The sequence below is a fragment of the Ornithobacterium rhinotracheale DSM 15997 genome (assembly GCF_000265465.1).
Classification (GTDB): domain Bacteria; phylum Bacteroidota; class Bacteroidia; order Flavobacteriales; family Weeksellaceae; genus Ornithobacterium; species Ornithobacterium rhinotracheale.
The window spans coordinates 568,201-591,148 of record NC_018016.1 but is presented as its reverse complement, the minus strand read 5'-3'; the positions used below and the strand labels follow the sequence as shown (position 1 = coordinate 591,148).

At 38.4% G+C, this 22,948-nt stretch carries 20 protein-coding genes; 6 read left to right on the top strand and 14 right to left on the bottom strand.

Features of this window, described 5'->3' with window-relative positions:
- Positions 1-15: 15 nt before the first annotated feature.
- From ORNRH_RS02755 to ORNRH_RS02725, 7 genes are all read right to left on the bottom strand, one after another.
- A complete protein-coding gene (locus ORNRH_RS02755) occupies positions 16-669 on the bottom strand; it encodes a metal-dependent transcriptional regulator (RefSeq protein WP_014790391.1) in 654 nt (217 codons plus the stop codon).
- A gap of 97 nt (positions 670-766) precedes the next feature.
- Positions 767-1,942: a serine hydrolase domain-containing protein gene (locus tag ORNRH_RS02750; RefSeq protein ID WP_014790390.1), complete on the bottom strand. Its 1,176-nt coding sequence runs from the start codon at positions 1,940-1,942 to the stop codon at positions 767-769.
- Positions 1,943-2,045: 103 nt separating this feature from the next.
- Entirely contained in the window at positions 2,046-3,290 is a 1,245-nt protein-coding gene (locus ORNRH_RS02745) for a bifunctional folylpolyglutamate synthase/dihydrofolate synthase (RefSeq protein WP_014790389.1), read from the bottom strand.
- A 1-nt stretch (position 3,291) separates the two neighbouring features.
- Complete coding sequence (locus tag ORNRH_RS02740) at positions 3,292-4,113, bottom strand: hypothetical protein (protein ID WP_014790388.1); 822 nt, start codon at positions 4,111-4,113, stop codon at positions 3,292-3,294.
- A complete protein-coding gene (locus tag ORNRH_RS02735; protein WP_014790387.1) occupies positions 4,106-4,501 on the bottom strand; it encodes an ExbD/TolR family protein in 396 nt (131 codons plus the stop codon). Before ORNRH_RS02735 ends, ORNRH_RS02740 begins: the two co-directional genes overlap by 8 nt.
- Positions 4,501-5,199, bottom strand: coding sequence for a MotA/TolQ/ExbB proton channel family protein (locus tag ORNRH_RS02730; RefSeq protein ID WP_014790386.1), 699 nt, complete (start codon positions 5,197-5,199; stop codon positions 4,501-4,503). Before ORNRH_RS02730 ends, ORNRH_RS02735 begins: the two co-directional genes overlap by 1 nt.
- A 130-nt stretch (positions 5,200-5,329) precedes the next feature.
- A complete protein-coding gene (locus ORNRH_RS02725) occupies positions 5,330-5,728 on the bottom strand; it encodes a copper resistance protein NlpE N-terminal domain-containing protein (protein WP_036601648.1) in 399 nt (132 codons plus the stop codon).
- 107 nt (positions 5,729-5,835) lie between these two features.
- Between ORNRH_RS02725 and ORNRH_RS02720 the strand changes: the two genes are divergently transcribed.
- Positions 5,836-8,646 carry a hypothetical protein gene (locus ORNRH_RS02720; RefSeq protein WP_014790384.1) on the top strand — a complete coding sequence of 937 codons (2,811 nt, stop codon included), beginning with the start codon at positions 5,836-5,838 and terminating at the stop codon, positions 8,644-8,646.
- Positions 8,647-8,717: 71 nt separating this feature from the next.
- Here ORNRH_RS02720 and ORNRH_RS02715 read toward each other — a convergent pair whose 3' ends face one another.
- The 7 genes from ORNRH_RS02715 to ORNRH_RS02685 all read right to left on the bottom strand — a co-directional run bounded on the left by ORNRH_RS02715 (position 8,718) and on the right by ORNRH_RS02685 (position 16,418).
- Positions 8,718-9,422: a response regulator transcription factor gene (locus ORNRH_RS02715; RefSeq protein ID WP_014790383.1), complete on the bottom strand. Its 705-nt coding sequence runs from the start codon at positions 9,420-9,422 to the stop codon at positions 8,718-8,720.
- Between the two features lie 6 nt (positions 9,423-9,428).
- Positions 9,429-10,979 carry a sensor histidine kinase gene (locus tag ORNRH_RS02710; RefSeq protein ID WP_014790382.1) on the bottom strand — a complete coding sequence of 517 codons (1,551 nt, stop codon included), beginning with the start codon at positions 10,977-10,979 and terminating at the stop codon, positions 9,429-9,431.
- A 37-nt stretch (positions 10,980-11,016) separates the two neighbouring features.
- Positions 11,017-11,604 (bottom strand): dephospho-CoA kinase, encoded by a 588-nt coding sequence (gene coaE / locus ORNRH_RS02705; RefSeq protein WP_014790381.1) that lies wholly within the window; start codon positions 11,602-11,604, stop codon positions 11,017-11,019.
- Between the two features lie 20 nt (positions 11,605-11,624).
- Positions 11,625-12,281 carry a DUF6048 family protein gene (locus ORNRH_RS02700; protein ID WP_014790380.1) on the bottom strand — a complete coding sequence of 219 codons (657 nt, stop codon included), beginning with the start codon at positions 12,279-12,281 and terminating at the stop codon, positions 11,625-11,627.
- Positions 12,235-12,717, bottom strand: a complete 483-nt coding sequence (locus tag ORNRH_RS02695; protein ID WP_014790379.1) for a DUF6452 family protein — start codon at positions 12,715-12,717, stop codon at positions 12,235-12,237. The genes ORNRH_RS02700 and ORNRH_RS02695 overlap by 47 nt, the downstream gene beginning before the upstream one ends.
- A 14-nt stretch (positions 12,718-12,731) precedes the next feature.
- The gene (gene rlmD, locus ORNRH_RS02690) at positions 12,732-14,147 is read right to left on the bottom strand and encodes a 23S rRNA (uracil(1939)-C(5))-methyltransferase RlmD (RefSeq protein ID WP_014790378.1); all 1,416 of its coding nucleotides are present in this window, start codon (positions 14,145-14,147) and stop codon (positions 12,732-12,734) included.
- 105 nt (positions 14,148-14,252) lie between these two features.
- Positions 14,253-16,418, bottom strand: coding sequence for a TonB-dependent receptor (locus tag ORNRH_RS02685; protein ID WP_014790377.1), 2,166 nt, complete (start codon positions 16,416-16,418; stop codon positions 14,253-14,255).
- A 1,438-nt stretch (positions 16,419-17,856) separates the two neighbouring features.
- Between ORNRH_RS02685 and ORNRH_RS02680 the strand changes: the two genes are divergently transcribed.
- The 5 genes from ORNRH_RS02680 (at position 17,857) to ORNRH_RS02660 (ending at position 22,785) form a co-directional block, all read left to right on the top strand.
- Positions 17,857-19,533, top strand: a complete 1,677-nt coding sequence (locus ORNRH_RS02680) for an FISUMP domain-containing protein (protein ID WP_014790375.1) — start codon at positions 17,857-17,859, stop codon at positions 19,531-19,533.
- A gap of 738 nt (positions 19,534-20,271) precedes the next feature.
- Positions 20,272-20,817, top strand: coding sequence for a MutS N-terminal domain-containing protein (locus ORNRH_RS02675; protein WP_014790374.1), 546 nt, complete (start codon positions 20,272-20,274; stop codon positions 20,815-20,817).
- An 18-nt stretch (positions 20,818-20,835) separates the two neighbouring features.
- Positions 20,836-22,047: an RNA-directed DNA polymerase gene (locus ORNRH_RS02670; RefSeq protein WP_014790373.1), complete on the top strand. Its 1,212-nt coding sequence runs from the start codon at positions 20,836-20,838 to the stop codon at positions 22,045-22,047.
- Entirely contained in the window at positions 22,037-22,357 is a 321-nt protein-coding gene (locus tag ORNRH_RS02665) for a four helix bundle protein (protein ID WP_155814491.1), read from the top strand. The genes ORNRH_RS02670 and ORNRH_RS02665 overlap by 11 nt, the downstream gene beginning before the upstream one ends.
- A 38-nt stretch (positions 22,358-22,395) precedes the next feature.
- A complete protein-coding gene (locus ORNRH_RS02660) occupies positions 22,396-22,785 on the top strand; it encodes an HU family DNA-binding protein (RefSeq protein ID WP_014790371.1) in 390 nt (129 codons plus the stop codon).
- Positions 22,786-22,948 lie beyond the last annotated feature (163 nt).

The following is a 22,948-nucleotide window of genomic DNA, read 5'->3' as shown; positions in this document are numbered from 1 at the left end:
AAAGTTTCTCTTTTTTTATTTCTCGGTAACAAAAATCATTTCGGTAACGGCTTTGCTAAAGCTATGCGGTTTTTTATCAATTAAAACCACCATGCTTTGGTCGAAATTATGTTTCTTTTCTATTTGAAGTTTTTTACCTAAATGAACCCCGATTTCGTCCAAATATCTCAAAAATTCTTCCGATGAATCCCACACCGATTGCACTTGCACCGATTCGCCTTCGTTGCAAGTAGCTAGAGCTTTAGCATCAATTTTGGGAATTTCCCCATTTTTGTTAGGAATCGGTGCCCCATGTGGGTCGATGCTTGGATGTTCTAGAATTTCATCCATTTTGTCAAAAAAAGCTTTGGATTTAATGTGCTCTACTTGTTCTGCAATTTCGTGTACCTCGTCCCATGCAAATCCCATGACTTTAACTAGGAACATCTCGGTCAATCGGTGTTTGCGCACCACAAGTGCGGCTTGTTTTCTTCCTTCTTCGGTGAGGTAAATCGGCTTATAACTTTGGTAATTTACCCAGCCTTTTTCGGCAAACTTTTTCATCATGCCCGTTACGGTAGGCATTTTGATTTGCAAAAGCTTGCTGATATCGTTGGTAGATATCGCCGAATCTTTGTTTGAAAGATAAAGTAAAGTTTTTAAATAATTTTCCTCGGTACGCGAATTCATATAACATTAAAAATAAGACTACCATACCCAAAAATGGATATGGTAGTTTTTCAGGTATGCCACGAAAATACTATTTATTTAGTAATCTCGCAAAGTTTTAGCTTAATTCTGTGAGCCCTAAATATTGTTGAGCCACTTTGTAAATCTCTTCAGAATTTTTAGAAATTCCCGAAATATATCGGTTTGAAAGGATAATAATGGTGAAATCATCTTTGATGTAGCGTGCAAAAATTCCTTGGTATCCATGCCACCAGCCTGTGTGGTACACATATTTTTCGCCATTTGGGTAGCATTTAATTCTCCAGCCCAAACCATAGTTTTTCGCCACAGACCAGTCTCTGGTGGGAGTGAAGGCATCTTGCTTAAACTTTTCGTTGATGAAATCGTTTTTGTACAAAGCACGATCCCAGCGATATAAATCTTCTACCGTAGTGAAAATTCCTTTGTCGCCATACACGCCATCTTGGAATGTATTGTTGAAATCAGAAAAATTAGCTTTGTAGCTTTTTGCAAAAGAGAAATTATAAGTGTCCATTGGGTCGTACACAAAGGAATTTTGCATATTCAAGGGTTCAAAAATATATTGATTCACAAATTCTTTGTAAGGCATTTTGGTAATGCGTTCAATCAAAAGAGCCAGCATGGCAAAGTTTGAATTGCAGTAGTCGAAACTTGTGCCTGGTGCGAATTTTAGTCCAAACTTTCGGGTGCTAAACATAGATAGCAAAGACTCGTTGTACATCGGTTCGCTAGAGTTCCAGTAGCGGGGCGAGAATTTCAAATATTCTGGCAAGCCAGAGCGGTGCGAAAGCAAATGCTCAATGGTGATGTCTGCATAAGGAAATTCCCAAATGTATTTTTGCACAGGGTCTTTGATGTCTAAAAAACCTCTTTGCTCCAGCCACAAAACAGAAGTTCCTGTAAATGTTTTGGTGATAGATGCGATTTGGGTGGGGGTTTTAGGCGTATTTTTCAGCCCGATGGCTCGGTTCGAAACGCCATAAGACTCCTCAAAAATTAATTTTCCTTTGTGCGCAACGAGCACCGTTCCATTAAAAGCTGGATTAGTGGCACCGATATTTATATTTTTGATTTCGTTGTGAAGTTGAGAGTAAACGCCCGCAATCGTATCGTGAAATTCCAATTTTTCGATTGGGGCAGTGTAATTAATTTTTACCTTGAAAGGAAACTTCAATTTGGCAGAAACAAAAGTTTGTCCGCCCAAAAATAGAAGCAAGCTTAATGCTGAAAAGGCATGTTTTAATCTGTTCATAGTGCGTGTCAAGTTCTTAACTTTCCAAAGTAACAGATTTGTTTTGTTAAGTAGCGGTAAAGAAAAGTTAAATAAATCTTACTGTGATTTATATCAAAGAAAATTATTTAGCCCATTTTTGAAAAAAAGCCAAAGCCTCGCTCACGATAAAATTGCTCCCTCCAATGAAAATAAAATCATCATTTTGAGCTATTTTTAAAGCATGTTTTAAAGCCAATTCAGTGCTTTCAAAAAAAGATGCTTTAAAATCATCGGAAATCAGATTTTTCAGTATTTCAATAGGCATTTTTCTCTCCACATTTGCCTGCGTGAAAAAATATTCAAAATTCGAATTTTTAGGTAATAATTTTAAAATTTGCGAAACATCTTTATCTGCCACAAAACCTAAAATTATGTATTTTTTTTGGGCTTTAATTTTTTCGATTTGATTTGCAATTTCTTCAAATCCCGCAGGGTTGTGAGCCGTGTCTGTAATGCAAAGAGGCTTGTCGAGTAATTGCTGCCAACGCCCCATAAAATGACTGATTTCTGCCACATGATTTAAGGCAAATTTCGTTTTTTCATGATTTAAGGCAACAATCTTTTCATGAATGAGTGGCAGTGTAGCACTTAGTGTTTGTAAGTTTTTAGCCTGATATTTTCCTAATAAATCCGTAGAAAAATCATTTTTTGGTAAATTCTGAGCCCAAATAATAGGAGCATTTAATTCTTGTGCTTTTTGCTCAAAAACAGGTTTGGTTTCGGGTAAATATTCCCCGATGATGATAGGTGTTTTAGGCTTGATGATGCCTGCTTTTTCAAACGCAATTTTAGCCAAAGTGTCTCCTAAAATCGCAGTGTGCTCAAGTGCGATATTGGTGATGATTGAAAATTCTGGCTGAATGATATTGGTGGCATCTAATCTTCCGCCCAGTCCCGTTTCGATTATCGCTACATCTACTTGTTCTTTGGCAAAATAACTAAAGCCCATGGCTACCGCTACTTCAAAAAACGAACAACCTAGTTCTTTTATAAAGTCTTTGTTTTCGGAAACAAAATCGGTGATAAATGTTTTTTTGGTATTTTCTCCATTGATTTTATTCCGTTCGCCAAAGTTTAATAAATGAGGTGAAGTGTGCAGACCTACTTTTAAGCCGTGTGCCTGCAAAACCGAGCTGAGCATATGTGCCGTGCTACCTTTGCCATTGGTGCCTGCGATATGGATACTTTTAAACTGATTTTGTGGATTGCCTAGATGTGCACAAAGTTCTGTAATTCTTTCAAGTCCAGGTTTGTATGCCTTGCTACCTTGTTGCTGAAAGAAAACCAAATCGTTTAGTAGCCAATGAGAGGCTTGCTCGTAAGTCATTTTATTTAAGGTTTACAAGATAAGTTCCTCGTCTTCCGTCTTCGCCAGGGAATGCGGTTACATATTTCAGAACCAATTTTTTAGCCGTGTCGGCTAGACATTGGCTTTTAGCGGGGCGTGGAGTAGCTCGTTTTATGCTCCCATTGGCATTTACTACAATGTCTACAATCACGCTTCCAGACGAGTCGCAATTATGCGATTGATTCTCGGGAACGCGAGTTTTCCAGTTTTCGCCAATGTTTTTTCCGTGGTCGGTTGTTCCTTTGGGATCGCCATAATTGCCTGCTGAGCCACTATTGCCTTGTCCGTTTGATTTATTTTTTCCCTTTCCGCCCAAAATATTTTCCAAGGCAGATTTTCCTTGGCTGTCGCCTTGTGGTTGAGCCGATGAATTTTGATTATTTGTTTTTCCTTGAGCAGAAGAAGATTTATTTTCCGTTTTACTTGTTTTATTGCTCGCAACGGGTAGTTTTTCTTGAGTAGTTTGTGTTTTAGACTTTACGGGAGCTGTTTTTTGTGGAGCCGTTACATTCTTAGTTGGCGTAGGCGTGGGGGCAGGCGGTGTTGGCTCGCTTTGGGCAGGCTCGGGTTCTGGCGTAGGAACTTGTGATTCTGCTGCGGGAGCAGGTTCTTCTGTGCCTTGCCCCAGATCGGTGTTGCCATAGTTGGTGTCTTCTACCATGGCTATTTCGATCATGAGCGTTTTTTGGTCGCTTTCTTTTTTAAATTCAAAACTTAAAAATAAAAGCAATGCACACAAAATGCCCACCACTGCTGTGATGATGATACTCTCTTTTTTAGCGTTGATTTCTTTTCTACTCATTTGGCTCGGTGGCTAGTACCATTTTATAATGGTTGCGGTTGGCGACATCCATTACATAAACAATGTCCTTGGTATAGGCTTTTTCTTCGGCTTGAAGAATGAAAGCTGGCTCTTGATTATCCTTAAATATTACTTTAAGTTGTGGCTCTAATTGTTCTTTAGCAATCGGCGTTTTATCTATAAAATACTGTCCCTCGTTGTTTATACTCACAATCAATTGTTTCTCATTGGCTGGGGCTCCGTCTGCTTTGGGCAATTGGAGGTTTAGCACATTGGTGGAAACCATGGTAGATGTAAGCATAAAGAAAATAAGCAATAGGAAAACAATATCCGTCATAGACGACATACTGAAATCTGGGCTTATTTTATTTCTTCCTCTGATGTCCATTACTTAACCACGGGTTTATTGATTACTTCTAAAAATTCTGTAACAGTAGATTCCATTTGGTGAACGCTTTTGTCTACCTTCATAACCAAGAAGTTATAAGCGATGTAAGCAGAAATCCCCACAACAAGTCCAGCTGCGGTGGTGAGCATGGCAGCATAAATTCCGCTAGAAAGCAATTTGGCATCTACTTGTCCTGCAGTATTTGCGATTTCGGCAAAGGACATAATCATTCCCACAACGGTTCCCAAGAATCCGAGCATTGGTGCTGCTCCTGCGATGGTTGCGAGATAATTTACATTTTTTTCTAGTTTATACACTTCGAGTTTTCCAGTGTTTTCAATCGCTTCGCTGATTTCTTTCAAAGGTCGCCCAATGCGTAATAAGCCTTTTTCAATCATGCGAGATTCTGGCGTATTGGTACGCTTGCAAAGCTCGATGGCGGCGTTGATTTTGCTTTCGTAAACAAAATCTCTGATATTATTGATAAAGTAATAATCCTGTTTTGATTGTTTGTTGATGCTTAAGTAGCGTTCAAAGAATAGGTAAACGGTAAAAAGTAGCAAAAGAAATAAGATCAAAATAATGATTCCACCAAACCAGCCTCCTTGCTGAATCATTTCTAATAGCGAAATTTTGGTAGTTTGCGATGCACTATCTGCTACGATTTGTGCCAATGATAACGAATCTTGCTGTTCCATTCTTATTGTTTTATTTATAAATCACAAAATTAATGAATGTCCGAATACCTTGAACAAAAAAAATGTTATAATCTTCACAAAGTATAGGAATTTTATGCTTTAAATCAAGAAGCAAAACGCTACGGAATGATTATTTAATCTTGTTTAAGATAAAAGTGGGAGCGTCTTTGGATTTATTTGAGTTCTCAGGGGAAAGGTAATAAAGCTGATTGCCGTTGATGCGAAATGCTAAATTGTCGTCTAGTGTAATAATGTTATTTTCGATGGAGTAGTAGCCGCTAGTTACTTTAGATTTATGTTTTCGATCTTCCTTTAATAAGTAAGAGCTGTCTCCCTTTAGCGTTAATACAGATTTTACGCCTTCAGCGCAGCAAGAACAAGGTCTTAAACCAATGTAGGTTCCAAAAAAACTATTTGGATTAATGTCGAATATGCTCCCCTCGGGGCTTACTATGATTTCGCCAGATTTTGTTACAATAACTTCTTTATGAGTGGTTTTACAAGCCGTGGCTAATAAAAAAAAGCCCATTAAGCAGATTATCATAAAATTTTTCATAGATTCGTAAATTATTACGGACTCACGAAGTATCAAACTATATGCCAATGCCATACAAGAAATGTTTAATTAACTTTTTTATGTCTTTTGTTGTTTTCCTATGCGTGGGAGAGCAGCAGTTGATGGCGCAGACAGATAGTGTTTTTGTTAAACTTACTTTTCAGGCTAATTCAGACTTAGTGAAAGTTGAGCAATCGTTTGATTTGCCTGTTCGTGGCAATGAGGTGGGGAAAGTGTATCTCTATGCTTGGGTGAATGCCTATCGCAGAAAATCGGTGATGAGCCGAGTGAAACTAGATGGGGGTGATGAGAAATTGTACTTTGCTAATAATAAAAATTTGGGCGAAATACGAGATCTAGAAATTTTTAATGACCAAGGGAAAGAGATCGATAGTTTTCGGAGATTTCGTTCAGAAATATTAGATTTTAAGCTATCTCCAAATAAGGAAAAACGATATAAATTCAAGGCAAATTATGTAATCAAGCTGCCTGCAGATGGGTTTACAGGATATGGCTACAATAAAAAGAATAATAGCTATATTTTTAAATATTTTTTGTTGCACCCAGGTTTTTATGAAGGAGGGGAGTTTAGGAGGCAGAATTTTAAAGATTTAGAATCATTAAGTTCAAATAATACTTATTACGGCGTTCAGATTGAAAATCATACAAAATCAGATGTTTATACGGATTTAAAAGCAGTGTCTGATGGTGTGTACAAAGGCGATGATCGATCTTTTTTTGAATTAACATTGCTTAACCCCAATCAGATTACGGAGATAGAGGTTGGAGACCAAAAAGTGATTTTTCAAGAGAAAATTCCAGCAGAAGATTCTGCACTGTTGAAGGGTGTCTTGGCAAAGCAAATAAAATTCTTATCTAATTATTTCCCGCCATTAAATGAGCCTTTATTTATTTCTAGTAAATTATTGAGAAAAACAAATCAGAATTTTATAGATGATGTGAAGATTCCTCTGTTTGGGAAATATAAAATTTATGAAGATACAATTCGTTTAGATTTAAAAAGTTTATCTCCCATTGTTTCGGCTTATTGCGATCGCAGTATTTCTGTGGATAGGAGAGGAGATCATTGGGTGTCCAATGGTTTAAAGACCTATTTATCACTTCAATATTTGAAGAAATACCATAAAGACACACCGATTACAGGGAAAATCCCAGATGATCTCTCATTATTAAAATTGCACCCCTTGTACTGGTTTGAGTCTTCTAAATTTAAGTTCATAGATCGATATCCTTTGTATCATAGGTATTTTATGAAACAAAACATAGATCAGCCGATTGATACGCCTTATGATCAACTGCGAGCGGTGAATCAAAAACAAGTGAGCTCCATCAAGACAGGACTTGCCTATGATTATCTCGCAGAATATTTGCCCGCAGGAGAGTTTGATGTCTTGGTGAAAGAAATGATTCGAAATAAAAAGTCAGAATTACTGACCAAGGAATATTTTGAAGAATATTTAAAAGCACATGCCTCTAAAGATGTGAGTTGGTTCTTTGATGAAATGATTAAAGAATCGGGCGGATTTGATATGGCAATTTCTAGTGTGAAAGATGGAAAAGATAGTGTGCAAGTAGTTATAAAAAACAAAAATAGATTTGGTGGACCTACGCAGGTAGTAATGTCAAAAGACAGTATAGATTTGTATGAAATTTGGGTAAAATCAAACAAAAAGAAATTTGATATAAATCTGCCCAAATGGGACTATAACAAAATCACACTGAAACATGGGGACTATTTCCCAGAAACAGAGGTTTCTAATAATGTGTACAGAAAAGAAAAATGGAAGAAAACTAAATTAAAGCTAAGCCCCATAGGAGATATTCAAGTGCCCGAGTTTCAGCAAATTTTTGTGTGGCCAAACATCAGCTGGAATAATTATGATAAGCTACAATTGGGAGCAAGGTTTACAAATGAGACGGTGTTCCCGCAAGATTTTGAAATGAAGGTTTCCCCGATGTATAGCTTTGGCTCAGGGAAAATCGTAGGGAGCACAAATTTTCTCTACAAGTATTTGTTGTACAGAAGTAATGTTTTCAGAGAAATCGATTTTTTTGCAGGAACTGGCTTAGGGCATTTCAAGCAAGGACTAGAATATTATAAATACCGAGGAGGCGTTAATTTTAAATTCAAAAAAGATGTCCTCAGCACCAGAGATTATAATTTTAAGATAACATTCGAGGATATTCAAAGACAATTACCAGCCAATCCTACACTTGTAGAGCAAGATTTGCAGCGTTATCAGTTGTTAAACACAGAGCTGATTTATAGAAACTATCACACAATTACAGAATCTAGAGGTCGTGTTAATTTTCAGTATTCCAATAAGTTTTCAAAATTCTATGCAGAGTTTTACCATCGTTGGAAGCTCGACAAAAATAGAAGAATGGGCGTTAGAGTCTTTTCTGGTGTTTTCTTTAATCATGATTTTTTGGCAACTACATTTTATGATTACGGACTAGATAGGATAACGGATTACACCTATTCCTATAACCTTTTAGGGCATTCGGAGAACAAAGGCATCCTGAGCCAGCAATTTGTCTTGGCAGAAGGTGGATTTAAATCTCTACTAGGCGTAAAATCCAATAAATTTATGTTTACACTAAATGTGGAATACCCCGTAGTGAAGATGATAGATTTATATGCCGATATAGGAACCTATCAGAATAAAAACAAAAGAGGACATTTGGTGTATGATACAGGCATTCGCTTAGGGCTTATCCCTGATTTTGTGGAGTTTTATTTCCCTATTCAGTCGTCCTTAGGTTTTGAGCCTACAATGCCTAGATATTATCAACATATACGCTTTTTACTAAACATCAATCTTGGCAGAATCCGTAGCTACTGGAGAGAGCGAAATCTTCAGTTATAAATGAATAAAGACCTTTCCGTATGGAAAGGTCTTTTTCTATAATAAAATTAAAATCTAAATAAAATGAAATTCTACGCTTCTTTATCTGAAACCAAGCGGAATCCTTCTCCGTGAATGTTTACAATCTCCACATCTGGATCATCTTTCAAGTACTTTCTAAGTTTAGCGATATAAACATCCATACTTCTAGAAGTGAAGTAATTATCTTCGTTCCAAATTCTGTTTAGTGCCACTTCTCTAGGCATTAAATCATTTTCAAATACACAAAGCACTCTCAAAAGCTCGTTTTCCTTAGGAGAAAGCTTGTATTCAATGCCATTAACATTAAGGTATCTTAATTTAGCATTGAACTCAAAGTTTCCAATCTTGAACTCATCTTGTTCAAATTTTTCTTCGTTTATACCATTTCTTTGAACGATAGCTTTGATTTTATACAAAAGCACTTCAGAGTCAAATGGTTTTGTAACATAGTCGTCTGCCCCTAATTTGTAACCTTTCAAAACATCTTCTCGCATGTTTTTAGCAGTTAGGAAAATGATAGGCATATCATGATTAAGATCTTTGATTTCTTTAGCCATAGTGAAACCATCTTTTCTAGGCATCATTACATCAGTAATCACAAGATTGAACTTTTCTTCTTTGAAAAGTCTTAGACCTTCCTCTCCGTCGATTGCGTGTTTTACATCAAAATCGTTGATCTGGAGATAGTCTTTGAGTACGGTTCCAAAACTAGGATCATCCTCAACTAGCAATAGTTTTATGTTGTTATCGGCCATAATGAATTAATTTATTGATAATTTTAAATAAAATGTTGTTCCTTTTCCTTTATGACTTTCAACTTCTATAATTCCTTTGTGCAAATCCATAATGTGTTTAACATAAGCCAATCCTAAACCATGCCCTTTAACATTATGAACATTTCCCGTTTCTGCTCTATAAAACTTCTCAAAGATTCGGTGAATTACATTTTTATTCATGCCCATTCCCTTGTCTTCTATTTTTATAACATACCACTTATTGTCTTCTATATAAGTAGTTACAGAAATCTCGGGCGCCTCTGGAGAATATTTATTCGCATTGTCTAAGACATTCAAAATAATGTTTCTCATGTGGAACGCATCAACTGAAAGTTCACAAGATTTAACATTATATTTTTCAAAAATTGTGCCATTTCTGTTTTCTACGATAAGTCTTATAGAATCCACACTATCTTTTACCAGTACATTCATATCAACAAGGGATTTGTCTAGTAATATCTCTCTACGCTCTAACTTAGAGATTCTCAGTACATTCTCCACCTGTTGGTTCATTCTTTTATTCTCCTGTTTTATTAAATTAGCATAATGCTTGATTTTCTCTGGATTGCTAGATACTACGGGGCTTTTCAGCGCATCGGCAGCAACAGAAATTGTGGCAATAGGCGTTTTGAACTCGTGTGTCATATTGTTCATAAAATCCGTTTTCATTTGCGAAATTTGCCTTTGCTTTATCATAATATAGATAGATGCTACATACACGCACAGAATTGTGAGGGTAAAGAAAATGGTGAGTGTTGCCAAGCCTGAATATGCCGAGAGTATGGTGCCTCTTTTTTGTGGTAAATAGACCGATAGGTAGTAGCTCACTTTGTTTTTGGAGTTGGAGAAAAGTGGCGTTAAGAAATTATCATTTTCTTGAATATATCCATTTTCTTTTAGTGCAATGGTGGTGGAATCGGCATTTAGGACTGCCAATTTAAACTCGGTGCTTACATTCCATTTTTTTTGGTAAAAAGAAAAAATAGAATCAATTAATTTAAAATCAACTCTTTTGCTTATCGGTGTGTTGCCAGAATATAGCTTGGCAAAGCGTTCGATGGTGTAAGTTGCGTCTTTAAACTCATTTTCAAGATCGATAGGTAGAGGCTGAAATCCTTTTAAACTCGAATCCTTCTTCACTTTGATTGCTTTTTCAGATGAATAAAGCTGAGTTACTTTTAAAGAATCATTGTGTATGCCCGAAATAGGAAGTTTAATCTTATCCATCATATAGCGAGTGATGTAGACATACTTCACATTGGCAGAGTCGCTCTCGATTTGTGAGGTAATCACTTCTGGTTTTCCAGCACTGTCGCGCATGGTTTTGCGCGTGGTGTTGAAGTATTTGTAGTAGCGATCTACCTCGTGCTGGCGCACAGCTATTGCTGTTTCGTCTAGGGCACGATACACACGGCTATCGAACTCGCTTTCTTTGGCGTCAAAAGCTTTTTTGAGCCAATATAATTGCACAATGATGAGCCCCACGAGGGAAATCGTCATTAAAACAATCAATATTTTAAAAAATTTTTTTTTCATTTCAATATTTTAATTAAAAGGTGAAAGGTGTGATATTTTACACAATATTAGGCAATTTGTTTAAAAATTCAAGCGTTTTATGTTTAAAATCTGCCAAACTCCCATCGTTGTGAATGGTGTAATTGGCTAGTTTTTCCCTATCCTCGTCGGTCATTTGTTTTTCGATGCGTTGCTGAATGGCTTCTGCTGCGGCTTGATCTCGTTGTGTAGCTCGCTCAATGCGATTTTCAATCGGAGCCGAAATCGTTAAAACAAAATCACAATCTTTATAAGCTCCAGACTCAAACAAAATTGCCGCTTCTTTAAACACAAAATCCGATTTTTGGGCATTTCTCCATTGTTTAAAATCTTTTGCCACCGCGGGGTGCATCAGGGCGTTTATGCGTTTTAGTTCTGTTTCGTTAGAAAATATGATTTCGGCTAATTTTTTTCGGTTGAGCGAATTTTTAGTATAAATATTTTCGCCGTACCATTCAATCAATTGTTGTTTGATTTCGGGAGATTCTTCGTATAAATCTTTAGCTCTTTGGTCTGAATTATACACGGGAAATCCCGCTTCTGCAATGAATTTTGCAGCGGTAGATTTTCCAGAGCCAATTCCCCCCGTGATACCGATAATTTTCATTTTTTAATATTTTTTATAAGCTAGAAAGCATAGCCAATTGCCCACACTACACGCAAATTCAGTCCGTTGTTGTTTTTGCCAAAGCCAGGAATGGCGATAGGGTCTATGTTTTGGTCGGTTTTCTTGAAAAGCAAAATGTTGATCCCCGTATTGGCATTGATGTAAAAATTGGAGTTGCCGATTGGCACGCTGGCACCCACAAGTGGCTCAAACCAAACGGCTGTTGCTGAATGGCTTGGGATTGAAATACTGATGGGGGCTTCGCGATAGCCTTGCACGGGAGCTTCGCTAAATTCTTGATTGAATAACGAAAAACCAACGCGCCCGCCCATGTAGAAATTCATGTTTGGGTTTTCATTGTCTTGGCTCACAATCCAGTTGGCCCCTGCATTGGCAAAAAATCCGCTAGCTTTGCCTTTCCAGCCCACTTCGTCGAAGTCCGATTTTTCGTAACCTGCTTCTGCCGCGGCATACCATTTTTTGTGAACGGGCACCACCACGGTGGCTTCGTAGCCCATTTTATCGGTAAAAAATTGCATTGCAGGTTGTGCCAAGTCTATTCCTACAAAAACTTTTTTTCGTTCCTTCTTTTCTTGGGGCTTATTTTCCTGTCCCAAAACCGACGAAATATTAATAAGTAAGCAAAATGTGAGCAGCGTTTTGGTCAGTAACTTCATGTTGTAGAATTTCTATACTTTTGATAAATTTATGAGAGCTTGAGGTAGCAGATAAATCAGAATACACCGCCTTAAAGCCGCAGGCTTTAGATACATATTCTGTGCTGTATTTGTATTTAATTTTCAGCACATCAAGAAATTGATCGGTTGTTTTTCTTCTAGAGAAAATCAAATTGGTTTCTGTGCTAGGCTTTAGAGGTAAAGGCACACTTATGGAATCCCTACCTTTCCCGCTAGCAATCAGCGTGAACTCATCTTTGGAATCTTGTCTTAAAACATAAAGCGAATCCATGGTTTCGCCAGGGTGAGTGGTGTTTTTTAGCTTAATGATTAATTCAGGCGTTTTGTTTTCGGTGCAGATGTCATCTTCTTCGCACGCCCAGAAAATAAGCCCCGAAATCATCGTTAAAAATATGCCTAAAATGTATTTTTTCATGATTAAAGGTAGATTTAAATTTTTTCTAAAAGTACAACATTCTCCACATGATAAGTCTGTGGGAACATGTCCACTGGCTGAATTTTTACGACTTTATATTGCTCTTTCATCAAGGCTAAATCTCTCGCTTGGGTGGCAGAGTTACAGCTCACATACACCACGCGTTTAGGGGCAATGCGCAAAATGTTTTCTACTACTTTAGGGTGCATGCCATCTCGTGGAGGGTCGGTGATGATGATGTCTGGCGTTCCGTTTTGTGTTACAAATTCATCGGTAAAAACATCTTTCATATCGCCACAATAGAAGGTGCAGTTTTCAATTCCATTGGCAGCGGCATTTTCTTTGGCAGCAGCAATGGCTTCGGGCACCGATTCTATGCCCACTACTTTTTTAGCTTTTTTAGATACAAATTGTGCAATGGTTCCTGTGCCTGTATATAAGTCATAAACAAGCTCTTCGCCCGTGAGTCCAGCAAAGTCGCGTGCTACTTTATACAATTCGTAGGCTTGTTCAGGATTGGTTTGGTAAAAACTTTTTGGACCGATTTTAAAATGCAAATCTTCCATTTTTTCAGTAATGAAATCTTGTCCTGCAAAAGTTTTAATGTCTAAATCATATACCGAATCATTGCCTTTTGGATTGATGGCGTAGAGCAAACTCGTGATTGATGGGAATTGCTCTAAAATATGATTTAATAGATTTTCTCGTTCGGATTTATTTTCTTCAAAAAACTGAATTAATACCATAACTTCGCCCGTTGTGGTGGTGCGAATCATAAGCGTGCGTAAAAAGCCTTCTTGTTTCACGGGATCAAAAAAGGCTAAATTATGTTTTTCGGCATAATCTTTAATCGCCAAGCGAATCGCATTGGACGGGTCTCTTTGTAGCCAGCATTTTTTAACATCAAGGATCTTGCTCCACATACCAGGGATGTGAAATCCTAGTGCATTTCTATCGGTGATTTCTTTGTTTTGAGCGATTTCGTCTTCGGTGATCCATCGTTGATTGGAGAAAGAAAATTCTAATTTATTTCTATAAAAATACTTTTCCTTTGAGCCTAAAATTTTCTGAGCCCCTCCGTCTATTTCGATGCCACCAATGCGGGTAAGGTGATCGTAAACTTCTTTTTCCTTATAATGTAGCTGAGCCACATATTTCATGTTTTGCCATTTGCACCCACCGCACACGCCAAAGTGCTCACACTCGGGCTCTGTCCTAAACTCGGAGTATTCTTGAACAAATACAGCGGTGCCTTCCATATAGCGGCGTTTTTTCTTTAAAATGCGCACATCTACGGTGTCGCCAGGCACGGCGTTTCGCACGAAAATTGTTTTGCCATCGGGTGCTTTTCCTATGCTTGCGCCCTTGGCACCAGCTGTTTCAAGATAAATATTTTCTAAGATTAAAGGTTTTCTTTCTTTCTTTGCCATAATACAAAGATATACCAAAATTTTGTTGTACTAAATTATTGTTTTCCAAAATAAAAAAAGCCGAGTAAAAACTCGGCTTGTTCATGATTTTTGATGCTTTGAAAATTAAAAATGATAAGCAATATTTAATCCTCCAATGAAATAAGCTTTAGATGGTCCTGGGTTTACATCTGTTACAGTGCCCACAGGGTAGCCATTGCCTAAATCGTTGTCTCCTACGGCATTTCCTACAAATAGGAAAGTGTAGTTGATTTGATTGGTTAAGTTATTCCCGATAAGGAATAAATCTAAATCCCAGTTTTTGATGTTTTTCTTGTACCCTAGTTTTGCATTGTATTGAGTAAAGCCTTTTACATTTACTGTGTTAGAGAAATCGGTGTAAACATCGCTGATGTAATTAAAGCTATTTCTCATATAGAAGCCAGCTTTGATATCAAAGTCTAGACCCAAAGAGTATTTGGTAGATGGAACGCCCACCACTTTGTTTCCGCTGAAATCTTCTTTTGAAGTTTTGAAATCCTTGTATTTAAAGTTGTATGCAGAAAGGTTTGCATAAGGGCGTATTGCTTGGATAAAGCTGTAAGGAGCTCTGTAATTGTAGCCTAAGCTTAGCTCTAGCCCTTTGTTGTTTTGCAAGCCAGTATTGGCAAAGTAGCTATATGGGTTGCTTTGCGCATCTTTGGCAGAAAGTTTAGACAATTTGTCTTTGATGTCTATGTTAAATAAAGATATCTGGTAATCCCATTGATTTGCAAAAGTACCTTGAGCCGAGAAATCCCACATGTTGGCAAACTCAGGTTTCAAGTTGTCGTTTGTTTTTGAAATGCCTTTGATGTAAGCCGTTGCAGCGGTAGGAGCATTGTAGCCCTCGCTATAACTTAAAGTCAATACATGGTTGTTCCCGAATTCTTTTTGTAGGGCAACATGAGGTGTTACTACAAGAGAGAAATCTTTGTCGATAGAAGCATCTTTGGTAGGTTTGGCAAGCAAGCCAGGGAAGTAGAGCAAATCTTTTCTGTCATATCCTAGGCTGTTTCCACTTAATCCAGCGACAAGGGATAGGCCGTAAGGCTCATATTTCCATCTGTTTGAGATAAAGAAAGATGCGTTGTAATTATTGTACTTAAAGTAAGAGCCTTTGCTAAGTGGTTTAGTCTGTAAAGGTGGAGTGCTTAGAGAACTGCCATCAAAACGGTAGTTTGATACCAATGGGCGAGAAATTAAGTATTCTGCACCTACATTAAATTCAGTTTTGAAATCTGGAATCCATGAGAATTTACCTGTCCATTCAGTTCTAGCACCATATGATGGTTGTTCCGAAACCTCAAAAGCACCTGCTGCTGCACGATCTGTATCTAGTGTGTGGTAGAAAATAGAGGTGTTGCTGCTGATGTTTGGTGTAACTTGCCATTGGTGATTAACGATAGCTCGTGTGCTGATGAAATGGTTGTGCCCATTTCTTCTGGTATAAGCTGCGTTTCCTGGATCTTTTCCTGCGTAATAGTCTTCGTAAGAAATTTGCCCATCTACTCCTTGGTAAGAATCGTTGTGCGATGCGTACACCATCATTTTTTGAGTATTGCTTAGCTTAAAGTTGCCTAAGAAACTGTAGTTGTTTTTATTGGTGTTTCCTCTAGGGCGATAGCCATCACTCTGTAAGTGTCCATAGCTGAATCGTATAGCATAATTGTCATTAGCGGCATTTACGCTAGTAGTGCTCCCGAAAGTGTTGAATGAACCGCCCATGGTGTTTTGCGATATTTTTACGCCATGTTGCTCATCTGGTAGCATATTGAATTTTACAACACCTCCTACACCGCCACCATACAATGTGCCAGCAGGTCCTTTGATTACATCTACTTGATTAACGGTAGAGAAATCTAAATCTTCTAAAATCGTAGTACCATCAGCATTAGTCATAGGCACTCCGTTTAAGTAGAATTTAACACCCCAGTTGTTGAACTTTTGGTCGTTTCCATAGCCACGAACTACCACGCGCTGTCCGCCAAATTGCGTCCTTTTATCTACCTGTACTCCAGGGATTATTCCCAAACTTTGCTCAATGGCTTGCGGGATATTTCTGCCTAATTCATAAGCTCCCAATACCTCTGTGGTTTGAGCATTAGAAATCACAGCGTTTCTTTGGTGATTTCTTTTTTCTTTTCCTTGAATGAGCACGGAATCTAGCGCATAAGTCTTGCTAGGTTGTTCTTGTGCTGTTACACTATAAGTCATCGCTAATAATGTAAACGAAATAAATGCCTTATTCATGTTTTTTTTTGAAATTGTGAAAAACAGAGCAAAGGTATAATCAAATAGATAATAAGCGAAATTATTTCATAGAAATTTTTAATAAAAACTTTAACACCCTAAGAGCTTGCAGTTCCTAAAACTTTTTATAGCTTTGCCCCACTCTTATGAAACAGTGTGTGCAATATATAATTAATTGTGATAAGTTTAACAACTTTTTCTTGCTTAGTTCGAGAAAAAGTGTAAACACACACACACACACACACACACACACACACACACACAATTATATACCTTATAATATAGTTTGTCTATTTGCTTGTGCAAATGCTTCTTTCCTTTATTTAAAAACCAAAAATATTGTTGCTAGCTTGTTGCTAGCTATACTATATTGTATAAAGAGACTAAAGCCAAAGTTCCGTTTAGGAGCATTGGCTTTATGTTTATATACATCTTTTTGTTTTCTTATAAAGAGATGTTTTTGCAGTGCCCCACACTGTAAAATACTTTTTTTCACTTATTCTCATGGAACGAGCTTCCTAGTAGAAAGTTTTTTTTCATACTTAATTTTTCTAGCTAAACAGATAGGAAAGTTGTTATGTAGAGTTCGCTATGAGAATAGCCGACATCGTTTTTAAGTTTTGGCCTTGCTGTAGTATTCCCTAATACTGCAGTAAGGCTTTTTTGATTAAAAGAAAATACAGCTTTGCAGCTGTAATCGATATAAATGAGAAGTTCTTTGGGATTTTGTATAGTGTTAGTGTTTTCTTTCTTCTTCTTTTCTCTTGATAGAAAAGAAGCAAAAGATCAAGAGCGAAGGCAGCGGTTTGCCTGCGGCACGGGGTTCGCCTCCGCTATTTGAAAGCTTTGGCTTTCAAGTTCGCTATGGAGGCTCTCCCTAAACCTGCCTTCGCTCACCACCACGCGTAAGCTTCGAGCATTCCAGCTCAAACAAAGCGGAGCGTTACCGAGCAAGTGCATGGGCAGTAGGCGGAGCGGAGCGCATCCGAGGGACAAGCCTTGGGAGAAAGGGAGGCAAGCCCGCGGAGTCCTACGGTACGCAGTAGCTCATTTCTCTTGCTCTTGATTTTTTTTAACTTTTTTCATCAAGGAAAAAAGTTGGTTGAAAGAAGAAGTCTGCAAAAGCGGAGTATGTGAGTCAAGAGCGAAGGCAGCGGTTTGCCTGTGGCACGGGGTTCGCCTCCGCTATTTGAAAGCTTTGGCTTTCAAGTTCGCTATGGAGGCTCTCCCTAAACCTGCCTTCACTCATACAGCGTACTCCAACTCTCACTCGTTCAAGTGGAGCGTTAATGAGCAAGTGCATGGGCAGGGTTAAATCCCCTCTAAGAGAGAGGTGAATTAGCCCTGCAAAAGGAAACACTATACAAAATCCCGTGTGATATAAAGAAAAATAAAAAGTAATAAATCATAAAGTTTAATTTTAAAAAAGTAAAAGAGTATGAAACGAAGTTTTTATCTTTTAGGAATGTTGCTGTCGGGCGGTGTAGCCCTTGCGCAGCAAGATGCAGAGGGGCGTGTGGGTATTAATACCTCAAATCCTGTAGCGAGTTTAGACATTTCTCGGAACGAGGCATTATTGAAAGATGCAGAGACCCAAAAGCAAGCGCAAGGGGTTTCGTTCCCGAATTTTAGTACGGAGGAGCGTTCTAAGTTTGAGAATGTTGCCGTGGGTACGATGATTTTTAACACGGATAAGCAGTGTTTAGAGATGTATTTTGGGTTGAAAGGTGGTCGAGCCCATTGGGATTGTATTCCGAATGCGACGAGTGCACAGTCCCAAAATGTGGCGATAGTGCCAGCAGGCTTTGAGGGCGTTTATGTGGCAGGAGTACCTTTTACCGATGCCAACAAGGTGAAGTTTGAGTTGCAAAATAATGGATTTTCTCCCATTAGTAATGTAGATTTTTCTAGCGCCGTGAGCATTTCCAATAAAGGAGGGGTGAGTGTTTCTTCTGGGCAGAACTCTAATGTGAGTTTGCAGGCGGGTGGTAAAACCACGTTGAGTTATACGCTTACAGGTACGCCCCAAGAGGGAGCTTTGGTAGCAAATTTTAATCATTTAGGCTTAACTGCCGACCTGCAAACGCAAGTAGGTTTAGGTTCTGCAAGTGTTGCGAACAAAGACAATTACACGGTATCTTTGTATTACCAGCCTACCAATACCGTTGTCCCAGGGAAAATAAACAACGGAGCAGAAAAAGTAACGATAAAAATCCCATATACCAATGGGAAAGGCTCATATAATGCTGTAAACATTAACAACATAAGAACCGCACCAGGGCAAGGTGGCGATGTAAACGATTTAAGTCTTTCTATCCCTGCGGGTAATTTTGGCGTAACTGGTGAGTTAGAGGCAACGATTACGGTGAGCGGTAGCGACCAAGAGTATTTGGTAAGGCAGTTAGCCCCTGGGGATTCGTATGATATAGCCACATTTAATGTAGATATAAACGGAAGTAGAGCAACTGTAGTATTAAAAGGAATAGGCGGTATCCCAGATAAGAAGTTTGGGGTAAAAACCAATGGTAAATTAGAGCACCAGTTTGTGTATATTCCTATTACAGGCCCAGATGGCAGAACATGGTTAAATAACAATTTAGGAGCGGATTATGCTAATGTTAATTCTCCACACTTTAATCCAACCCAGCAGGCTACAAGTAAGACTGATTATAAGGCATATGGTTCGTTGTTCCAGTGGGGTAGAGAGGCAAATGGACATGAGTTAGTAGATTGGACTAGTTCTGGTTCAGGACGTGTAGTTCATTCAAATCTGTCTTGGAGTAGAGATATGTCGTCAAGTTTAACCACTTATCATGATCCATGTCCAAATGGGTATCATACTCCATCTAAGTCCGAGTGGGAACAATTGTTCAGCAAAGTGGGTTCAGGCAATTCAAATATGTGGAAAGAGCGTCAGTTAAATCTTCCCGCTGCAGGCTACCGCTACAGCTCCAATGGTTCGCAGTTCAACAGCACAGGTAGCGGCGGCTACTATTGGTCGTCTTCGCAGAATGGTAGCAATGGCGCATGGGAGTTGTACTTCAACTCAAGCGATAGCTACATGATCAATATCAGCCGTTCCTACGGGCAGCCGGTTCGTTGCCTCAAGGATTAGATTTTGGGGTGTCCTCGCCGTTAAGCCGGTAGGCAAAACGGCGGCAGACAAAAATCTAAGGTTTAGCTGTGGCTAATCCCACTTAAGAGGGAGAAGTTTTTCTCGGTCTTTTAGTTATAGCTAGGCTTTAGGTGGCATAAGTTCTTTGTATTTAGTTGAGGGCGTTTTAAGTTATACCGATACTTGTACACTATCGGCTCTAGGCTTAAGTTTTGTTTCTTTAAATGAATTTGGAGAATTAAAATCAGAGAAATGTGCAAGCGCTATAACGAGTGGGTGTTTTAAAGCCTATTCGTATTAAAATAAAAATCAATCCTAACTCGTTACCTACTTTTGTATAAACACAAAAGAGGTACAGGCTCATAGAGTGGGTGGGCGCTATGCTTGCGAGCGTAAGTATTAGTGAAAAATGAGTTTTAATAAAGCGTAGATTGCGCGCCTGTAGCGGCTTGCCTTGTGGCTTCCCGCTGCAGGCTACCGCAACAACACCAATGGTTCGCAGTTCAACAACACAGGTAGCAACGGCAACTATTGGTCGTCTACGCAGAATGGTAGCAATAACGCATGGGAGTTGAACTTCAACTCAAGCAATAGCAACATGAACAATATCAACCGTTCCTACGGGCAGCCGGTTCGTTGCCTCAAGGTTTGATAGCCTGCAGAAGACTGAAACAAAGGGCTTATGTTTTCTTATGAAAGAGGAGTGTAAGAGTTTTAAATTACTAAAATGGAAAGCAAGTGAATATAGCGCAAAAGTTAAAGATTGTAGAGGAAGATAGAGATAATGCTGTGGTGTTTTTTAAAGAAGGTATGTTTTGGAAATGCTACAACGCGCATGCTATGTATTTTATACTTAATGTAAAACCAATGAAAGTAAGTACTCGATGGTATAAAAATATGAACCAATATGTGCATAGTATAGGTTTTCCGGATGGGGCGCTGGTAAAGTATGTGAAACAGCTACGGCTAGGGTGTGCACCAGCAAGGGAAGTGATGGAGGCTCGCATAGTGCGTTTGCAGGATTTGTTATGGCAACAGAGTATGCCATACCCCACATGGAGCGAAGAAATTGTAAAAGCATGGGAGAAGAAGCAAAGGCAAGCAGAGATGTCTCAAAGAAGAGAGCAGCTAATGCAGCTTATAGAGGAGCCGCGTGCGAACGAGGCAAGCGAATCCTTACTTGCCCAAATAAGCCAGTTTGATGTGAATAATGCAACACCTGTACAGGCTTTTAATTTAGTGATAGATTTGCAAAATAAATTGAAAAGAATAGGCGAAGGATGAGAAAAATGGGGAGAAAGTATGATTTATCCTAAAACTTATGCGTTGTATCAAAAGCTTTATAAGGCTTATTTTTCGGCAAGGAAAAACAAGCGGAATAAACGCTCCCAGCTGTGTTTTGAATGGCAGTATGAGCAGGAAATAGATAAGTTGTATAACGAGATAGTGCATTATGCATATGAGCCTAGTGCTCCGAATGTTTTTGTAACCACGCATCCTGTGGTGCGCGAAATATTTGCTCCACAATTTAGGGACAGAGTAGTACACCATTTAATCTACAACTACATTTATCAATATTTAGATAAGAAATTTATTTATGATAGCTATAGCTGTAGGCTACAAAAAGGAACCTCCTTTGGTGTCAAGAGGGCGGCTCAATTTATGAGAAGAGTGAGCGAAAATTATACAAAAGATGCCTATGTGCTGAAATTGGATATACGAGGCTACTTTATGCAAATGAACCGAAATATATTGCATGAGAAAATCAATCAAATGCTGGATTATGAGGCTTTGAAAATCACGAATACAGAGCGTGTGTATCTGCAGTATTTGATACGGAAAGTAGTGATGCATGATGCGGCAAGACGACCAAGGTTGTGTGCTTCGCCCCAAGAATGGAAAAAAGTGCCTTGTGCTAAAAGTTTATTTCATGCGCCACCTAATTGTGGCTTGCCTATAGGCTCCCTCACTAGTCAGCTGTTTTCTAATGTTTACTTGAATGAGCTAGATCATTTTGTGAAGTCTGAACTGAAAATAAAATATTATGGGCGCTATGTAGATGATATGCTCTTTATGCATAGGAGTAAGGATTATTTGCAACAAGTAATAGATAGCGTAGCTTGTGAGTTGCATAAGATAGGGCTAAGCTTGCATCCTCAAAAAATAAAACTGAAACATTACAAATATGGCGTGGAATTTTTAGGTAGGTATTTGCTGCCTGGTAGGATTTATTTGTCCAATAGATGCAAAAAACAGGTGAAGAATTTTCAAGCTAAATTTTGTCAAGATTGGGAGAATGCGCAAGTTTATGTGTGGCAGGTTATAAATCCTATAAATTCTTACTTAGGAGTTCTTTCAGAGCATAACACCTATCGCCTTAAACAAGAGTTTGTAGAGAAATTGCCCCAATCACTCTATTATTACTATAACCTAGAGGATAAGGGGAGTAGTTGCAAGTTATCTCTTAACAAAGAGTATAATCCTAAGTATAAATATGCGCTTGTTGATTTATAAAGAAGTATATGATTTTTTATTGAAATGTTATCAAAAAACAGAAAAATACCCATCTTCCTACAAACATAGTTTGGGGAAAGAGCAAAAGGAAAAGGCAATGGAATTATTATATTCTATCTATGACTGGCAATTGAAAGAAGAGCATGGAAGTTCTGATGAGGTGTGTAAATGGATAGAACTTAATAGAGTTCTGCTGAGATTAAGTTTTGACTTAGAGCTTATATCTTACGCATACTATGTAGAGACTAATAAGCAATTGAAAAAAATAAGTGCAATTTTAAAAAGTAATGAATTTATAGCAAAGGAATAGAAAATAAAAGTTTAACATAAAAACCAAAAAAAACAAAAATGAGCATTAAGTACAAAGTAGTAGAGAAGCCTCAGCCAGGGGTAAAGGGCGGAGGAACCAAGAAGTGGTATGCACAGGTGCAGAGCGCCGGAGAGCTGAGCATAGATGATTTAACCAAGCAGATAGAGAAATTTTCGGCACTCAGCGAGGCAGATATTCGTGGCGTTATCATCGCGCTAGAGAATGTGATACAAGAAGCCTTGGCAGATGGGAGAATTGTGCGACTTGAAAAATTAGGTTCGCTTTACCCTACCTTGAGCAGTGGTTCGGCAGATAAAGAGAAAGACTTTCATGCGGAGCTGATCAAAAAAGTAGGCGTAAACTATCGCCCAGGCAAGCGTATTCTAGATAGCATGAAGGCGGCAGGCTTTGAGAAAAAATCCAAATAATCAAAATCCCCCCTTGCCAAACCGCCTGTTCATCGGCACTAAGAAACGAGGCTACCTTTTGGGCAAAAGGTAGCCTCGTTTTATCTAAAAAGTAGCTATGTTTTTGTTAAGTACTAATGGAGGGATTTATGAGGGGTTTTTAGAATTTATGGAGCAGCATGCA